At 64.8% G+C, this 6465-nt stretch carries 7 protein-coding genes; all 7 read left to right on the forward strand.

From position 1 onward, the window contains the following. Positions 1-508 precede the first annotated feature (508 nt). The 7 genes from rpsA to IOC69_RS12670 all read left to right on the forward strand — a co-directional run bounded on the left by rpsA (position 509) and on the right by IOC69_RS12670 (position 6329). Entirely contained in the window at positions 509-2215 is a 1707-nt protein-coding gene (gene rpsA, locus IOC69_RS12640) for a 30S ribosomal protein S1 (protein ID WP_290543918.1), read from the forward strand. A gap of 149 nt (positions 2216-2364) precedes the next feature. Then, positions 2365-3300: a signal peptide peptidase SppA gene (gene sppA, locus IOC69_RS12645; protein ID WP_290543919.1), complete on the forward strand. Its 936-nt coding sequence runs from the start codon at positions 2365-2367 to the stop codon at positions 3298-3300. 10 nt (positions 3301-3310) lie between these two features. Continuing rightward, complete coding sequence (locus tag IOC69_RS12650) at positions 3311-3598, forward strand: integration host factor subunit beta (protein ID WP_290543920.1); 288 nt, start codon at positions 3311-3313, stop codon at positions 3596-3598. A 35-nt stretch (positions 3599-3633) separates the two neighbouring features. Next, on the forward strand, positions 3634-3978 hold the full coding sequence (locus tag IOC69_RS12655) for a LapA family protein (protein ID WP_290543921.1): 345 nt from the start codon (positions 3634-3636) through the stop codon (positions 3976-3978). Further along, entirely contained in the window at positions 3975-4898 is a 924-nt protein-coding gene (locus IOC69_RS12660; RefSeq protein WP_290543922.1) for an ornithine cyclodeaminase family protein, read from the forward strand. The genes IOC69_RS12655 and IOC69_RS12660 overlap by 4 nt, the downstream gene beginning before the upstream one ends. Before the next feature lie 79 nt (positions 4899-4977). Next, positions 4978-5685 (forward strand): orotidine-5'-phosphate decarboxylase, encoded by a 708-nt coding sequence (gene pyrF / locus IOC69_RS12665; protein WP_290543923.1) that lies wholly within the window; start codon positions 4978-4980, stop codon positions 5683-5685. Beyond that, positions 5682-6329 carry a phosphoribosylanthranilate isomerase gene (locus IOC69_RS12670; protein WP_290543924.1) on the forward strand — a complete coding sequence of 216 codons (648 nt, stop codon included), beginning with the start codon at positions 5682-5684 and terminating at the stop codon, positions 6327-6329. The genes pyrF and IOC69_RS12670 overlap by 4 nt, the downstream gene beginning before the upstream one ends. Positions 6330-6465 lie beyond the last annotated feature (136 nt).

The following is a 6465-nucleotide window of genomic DNA, read 5'->3' on the forward strand; positions in this document are numbered from 1 at the left end:
CCGTCATTCCGGCGAAGGCCGGAATCCAGCTTTCTTTCAACGCGTGCTGACGCAAAGCGGGATTCCGGCCTTCGCCGGAATGACGGCATAAGAGGAGCATAAACGGTATTCTGATTTCAGTTGAACGCCCGATGCTTTAAGAAAGCGTTAAGACTTGGGCGTCAGATCATCCACTTTGTCACAATATCTTGAAGTCGGCCCGAGGCACTCCCTCCTCCGAAGCCCCCTTTCCCTTGCCCCACCCGCCATTTTCACCTATACGCGCCCCCGTCACAGGACGTCCGGCCTTAGGGCCGTGATGGACATGAACCGGGGTGCCGCAATGCGCCCCACAATAGTTTCAGGGCTTCGGGAACAGCTAACCGCCTGCCTGGGCGGGGTTTTCGGGTTTGGAACGCAAGCGTCGAGTTTGCCCTTCTGGCGCCCATTTCAACCCCGGGGCCATCAGGGACGTCCTAGCGGGTTTTGCCGCCGGGCCAGCCTCGATTTGAACAGGACCGTAACACACATGGCGAAATCCGCCGTCTCGCTCACCCCCACCCGTGAAGACTTCGAATCTCTCCTCGCGGAGAGCTATTCCGACAATCCGGCCTCCGAAGGCAGCGTGGTCAGGGGCCGCGTCGTCAACATCGAAAACGACTTTGCCATCATCGACGTCGGCCTGAAGACCGAGGGCAAGATCGCCGTGAAGGAATTCGCCCAGCCGGGCAAGGCCTCGGAGCTCAAGGTCGGCGACACCGTCGAAGTCTATCTGGAGCGCATCGAGAATGCGATGGGCGAGGCCGTTCTGTCGCGCGATAAGGCGCGGCGCGAGGAGGCCTGGACCCGCCTCGAGCAGATGTCCAATTCCAACGAGCGCGTCGAGGGCGTGATCTTCGGCCGCGTCAAGGGCGGCTTCACCGTCGATCTCGGTGGCGCTGTTGCCTTCCTTCCCGGCAGCCAGGTGGACGTCCGCCCGATCCGCGACGTGGGGCCGCTGATGAACGTTCCCCAGCCCTTCCAGATCCTCAAGATGGACCGCCGCCGCGGCAACATCGTCGTCTCGCGCCGCGCCATCATGGAAGAGACCCGCGCCGAGCAGCGCTCCGAACTCGTGCAGAACCTCGCCGAGGGCCAGGTGGTCGAGGGCGTGGTCAAGAACATCACCGATTACGGCGCCTTCGTTGACCTGGGCGGCATCGATGGCCTGCTGCACGTCACCGACGTGGCGTGGAAGCGCGTCAACCACCCGTCCGACGTTCTCCATGTCGGCCAGACGGTGAAGATCCAGATCATCCGCATCAACCCGGAGACGCAGCGCATCTCGCTCGGCATGAAGCAGCTGGACAAGGATCCGTGGGAAGTCGTCACCGAGCGCTATCCGATCGGCGCCAGGGTGAAGGGCAAGGTCACCAACATCACCGATTACGGCGCCTTCGTGGAACTGGAAGACGGCATCGAGGGCCTGATCCACGTTTCCGAAATGAGCTGGACCAAGAAGAACGTGCACCCCGGCAAGATCCTCTCGACCTCGGAAGGGGTTGAAGTGCAGGTGCTCGACATCGACTCGGCCAAGCGCCGCATTTCGCTGGGCCTCAAGCAGACCCAGAAGAACCCGTGGGAAGCCTTCGCGGACAAATATCCGCCGGGCGCCGACATTGAGGGCGAGATCAAGAACATCACCGAGTTCGGCCTGTTCATCGGCTTGGACGGCGATGTGGACGGCATGGTCCACCTCTCCGACATCGACTGGAAGCGGTCCGGCGAAGACGCCATCAAGGACTTCAAGAAGGGCGACCGCGTCAAGGCGCGCGTCCTCGACGTCGACCGCGAGAAGGAGCGCATCTCGCTCGGCATCAAGCAGCTGGGTTCCGATCCGGTGGCGTCGGCCGCCGGCATCAAGAAGGGCGACACGGTCACCTGCGAAGTGCTGAAGGTGGAAGAGAACGGCCTCGAGGTGAAGGTCGCCGGCACCGACATGACGGCCTACGTCAAGCGCGCCGACCTCGCCCGTGACCGCGCCGAACAGCGCCCCGAGCGCTTCGCCGTGGGCGAGAAGTTCGACGCCAAAGTCATCGTCTTCGACCAGAAGGCCCGCAAGATGAACGCCTCGATCAAGGCCCTCGAGATTGCCGAGGAGAAGGAAGCCGTTGCCCAGTACGGGTCCTCCGACTCAGGCGCGTCCCTGGGTGATATTCTCGGCGCCGCGCTGAAAAAGCAGAAGACCGACGAGTAAGTACCACGGCAACCGCGCATCGGAATGGCCGGGCAAATCCCGGCCATTTTGTTTTTTACTCCCCACAATGGCGAGCGGATCATGAGCGGAAGATTTCCCACCCGGACCTCGCCTCCTATATAACCCTCTCACGACAACGGGAGCCCGCCATGATCTCCGAAGCCGAACTCATCGTCGACCGCCGCCGGCTGAAACGCCGCGTCACGTTCTGGCGCATCCTCGCCATTGTTCTGGCGATTGCCACGGTCTCGGCTCTGGCCTGGAGCAAGGGCTGGACCGGCGGCGACCAGATCGCCCGCGTCCGCATCGACGGCCTCATCACCGGCGACCAGAATACCATGGACGTGCTGAAGCGCGTCGAAAGGGAGGACCGCGTGAAGGCGGTGATTCTCAGGATCGACAGCCCGGGGGGGACCACGGCGGGTTCGGAAGCCGTTTATGACGCGGTGCGTCAGATCTCCGCCAAGAAGCCCGTCGTTGCCGTCATGGACACGGTGGCGGCCTCGGGCGGCTATATCACGGCGCTGGCGGCGGACCGCATCGTGGCGCGCGGCAACACCATCACCGGCTCGATCGGCGTCATCTTTTCCATGCCGGAATTCTCCAGGCTGCTCGACACGGTCGGCATCCAGATGGAGGAGCTGAAGTCGGGTGACCTCAAGGCCGAACCATCGCCCTACAGGCCCATGACGGAGAAGGCCCGCGCAGTCTCCATGGAACTCGTCACGGATGGCTTCACCTGGTTCAAGGGCCTCGTCGCCGAGCGCCGCAACCTGCCCATGCCCACGGTGGATATTCTCTCCGATGGCCGGGTCTACACCGGCCGCCAGGCGGTGGCCAACAAGCTCATCGACGAGCTGGGCGATGAGGCGGCGGCGGTCGCCTGGATGGAAAAGGAAAAGGCCGTGGCGGCGAGGCTCCCCATCCGCGACTGGCGGCCTCAGAGCGGGGAGGACGGCCTGGGCCTCGGCTTCTCCGCCGCTGACCTGGTCCTCAAGTCCCTGGGCCTCAAGGGCTTCCAGGAAGCCGCCCAAAGGGCGCAGCTTGACGGGCTTCTCGTGCTTTGGCACCCTGCCCGGCAATAGGGGAGGCGTCATGATCAAGTCCGAGCTTGTGCAGAAGATCGCGGAAAAGAATCCGCACCTCTATCACCGCGACATCGAGCGCATCGTCAACACGGTGCTTGACGAGATCATCAATGCGCTGAAGGAAGGCGACCGGGTGGAACTCCGCGGCTTCGGCGCCTTCTCCGCCAAGGCCCGCAATGCCCGCACGGGTCGGAACCCGCGCACCGGCGAATCGGTCGAGGTGGTCGCCAAGCGCGTGCCCTTTTTCAAGACCGGCAAGGAACTCCGCGAGCGGCTCAATCTCTCCGGGGCGTGATTGTGTTCCGTGCCGTCAAGGCGTAGAACATCGTTATGACGTTCAAGCGCTTCATCAACTGGGCCGTGGGTCTGCCCATCGCCATCATCGGCGTGGGCTTCGCGGTGGCCAATCGCCAATGGGTCACCGTCTCCTTCGATCCCATCAACCGGCTCCAGCCCTTCGCCACCATCGCCATGCCGCTGTGGGCGCTGTTCTTCGCCGGCATTTTTACCGGCATTTTCGTGGGATGGTTCGTGGCCTGGCGCGGGGCTGGCAAGCACCGGCGCAGCGCGCGCGAGGCGAGGGCCGAGCTGATCCGCGCCCAGCAGCAGCATGAGCTCGAAAAGCGCGAGCTGCGGCAGAGCCTGCCCGCGGCGAGGACGCAAAGCGTCCCGTGAAGATTCTCGGTCAGGCGGATGTGGCGCGGCTCGGCGCCTACAAGGACATTGTGGAAGCCCTGCGCGAGGGCTTCCGCGCCGGGATCGAAACGCCCGTCCGCCACCATCACGGCATCAGCGATGTCTCCACGCTTCTCCTGATGCCCGCCTGGTCGCGGGACTGGGCGGGGATCAAGACCGTGGTGTTCAAGTCCGACAATGCGGCGCAGGGGCTGCCGACCGTCCAGGCGAGCTATCTCCTCATCGAACAGAAAACCGGTGAGACGGTGGCCATGATGGATGGCGGCGAGATCACAAGGCGCCGCACCGCCGCGGCCTCGGCGCTGGCCGCCGATTACCTGGCGCGCAAGGACGCGGAGACGATGACGCTGGTGGGGGCAGGAGCCCTCAGCTCCCATTTCGCGCTGGCCCATGCCGCGGTCAGGCCGGTGAAACGCGTATTTGTCTACACGCGCTCCGTCGCCAAAGGGCAGGCGCTGGCCGCTCAACTCGCGCAGCACGGCCTCGAGGCGCATTCGGTGACGGACCCCGAAGCAGCCGTGCGCCTGTCGGACATCGTCACCTGCGTGACAACCTCGACCGTCCCCATCGTCAGAGGCGCATGGCTGAAGCCGGGCGCTCATGTCGATCTGGCGGGAGCTTTCAAACCGGGCATGCGCGAGACCGACGGCGACGTGGTGGCCCGCTCCTCCGTTTATGTCGATACCCGCGGGGGCGCGCTGGCCGAAGCGGGCGATCTCCTCCAGGCGCGCGATGAGGGCAAGTTCGATTTCGCCCATGTGAAGGGCGACCTGTTCGACCTGTGCCGCGGCAAGGTTCACGGCCGGACGTCCGACAGCGAGATCACCCTTTTCAAGTCCGCCGGCACGGCGATCGAGGACCTTGCCACCGCCATCATGCTGTATCAAAAGGCCCGCTGATCGTCCCCACCTTGCGTAACCCCGGCCAATGCCGGAACGGGGATTCTGGTGGCCGCGGCACTGAAACCGGGAGCCTTTCATGCCTGTCAACCCGATCTGCGTTGCCATCGACACGCCGGACCTCGATCACGCCGTGGCGCTGGCGAAAACGCTGCAGCCGCATGTCGGCTGGGCCAAGATCGGCATGGAGTTCTTCTATGCCCATGGGATCGCCGGTTACGCGCGCCTCGCCAGGACGGGCTTGCCCATCTTCCTTGACCTGAAGCTGCATGACATTCCCAACACGGTCGCCTCCGCCATGAAGGCGCTCATGCGCATCGCGCCCACCCCCGGCATCGTGAACCTGCATGCCACAGGCGGATACGACATGATGAAGGCCGCGGGCGAAGCCGTGGACGGCCGCGCCAAGCTCATCGCGGTGACGATCCTGACGAGCCTGTCGGACGACGACATCTGGGCGGCGGGCTTCGAGACCGCCAGGAACACGCAAGCCCATGCCCGTGCGCTCGCCGCGCTGACGAAGCGTGCGGGGCTCGATGGCGTGGTGTGCAGCCCGCATGACCTCGCCGGCATCCGCCAGGATCTGGGCCGCGATTTCCTCACCGTCGTCCCCGGCATCCGCCCGGCGGACGCTGCCGCACAGGACCAGAAGCGGGTGGCAACGCCGGAAGCGGCGCTTGCCGCGGGTGCGGACATTCTTGTCATCGGCCGCGCCATCACCGGCGCGGCGGATCCGGCCAGGGCCGCGCAGGATATTCTGGACACGCTTGCGGAGGGCCTGACATGACGGTTGAGGTCAAGATCTGCGGGCTCTCGACGCCCGGGACGGTGGAAGGCTCGATCGCCGCGGGAGCCGATTACATCGGGCTTAACTTCTATCCCGCCAGCCCGCGCTATGTGTCGCTGGAGCGGGCCGCCGAACTGTCCGACATCGCCCGCGGCCGGGTCAAGATCGTGGCGCTGGTGGTCGATGCCGGGGACGGGCAGCTGGCGGACATCGTTGGCAGGGTGAACCCGGATTTCATTCAGGCCCACGGGCTGGAGACGCCCGAGCGGATCGGCGAGATCGGCCGGCTGACAGGCAAGCCCGTGATCAAGGCCATCCGGGTCCGGGACGTCGCCGACATTGCCGCCGCCGCTGCCTTTGCGGAGGTGGCAAGCCTCATCCTCTATGATGCCAAGGCCCCGGAAACGCTCAGCGATGCGCTTCCCGGCGGCAATGGCCATGCCTTTGACTGGGGTCTCCTCGGGAGCGAACAGCGCCCGGCCTTCATGCTGGCAGGCGGCCTCACCCGGGAAAACGTCGCACAGGCCATCCGGGTCACCGGCGCCCCCGTGGTGGACTTGTCCTCGGGCGTCGAATCCGCCCCCGGCATCAAGGATATCGGCCTCATCCGGAAATTCATTGAGGCCGCCAAGTCAGGCCGCTAGTACTACAGTTGCGTCTGCGATAGATTTGTGATTCCTGCCGCTTTTGGCGGGAGGACGACAATGGTCGCGGAGTGGTCGGGCGCGTTGCTGGAGTGGGAGGCGGAGCTTGCCTCGCTCAAGGCGAGAATTGGCGAGG

This window comes from Aestuariivirga sp. (assembly GCF_020252405.1).
Lineage (GTDB): Bacteria > Pseudomonadota > Alphaproteobacteria > Rhizobiales > Aestuariivirgaceae > Aestuariivirga.

What these genes read in the sequence shown, in the direction of transcription:
- pyrF (WP_290543923.1), top strand. Translation starts at nt 4,978, where the DNA reads ATGCCTGTCAACCCGATCTGCGTTGCCATCGACACGCCGGACCTCGAT.
- IOC69_RS12670 (WP_290543924.1), top strand. Translation starts at nt 5,682, where the DNA reads ATGACGGTTGAGGTCAAGATCTGCGGGCTCTCGACGCCCGGGACGGTG.
- IOC69_RS12650 (WP_290543920.1), top strand. Translation starts at nt 3,311, where the DNA reads ATGATCAAGTCCGAGCTTGTGCAGAAGATCGCGGAAAAGAATCCGCAC.
- IOC69_RS12655 (WP_290543921.1), top strand. Translation starts at nt 3,634, where the DNA reads ATGACGTTCAAGCGCTTCATCAACTGGGCCGTGGGTCTGCCCATCGCC.
- sppA (WP_290543919.1), top strand. Translation starts at nt 2,365, where the DNA reads ATGATCTCCGAAGCCGAACTCATCGTCGACCGCCGCCGGCTGAAACGC.
- rpsA (WP_290543918.1), top strand. Translation starts at nt 509, where the DNA reads ATGGCGAAATCCGCCGTCTCGCTCACCCCCACCCGTGAAGACTTCGAA.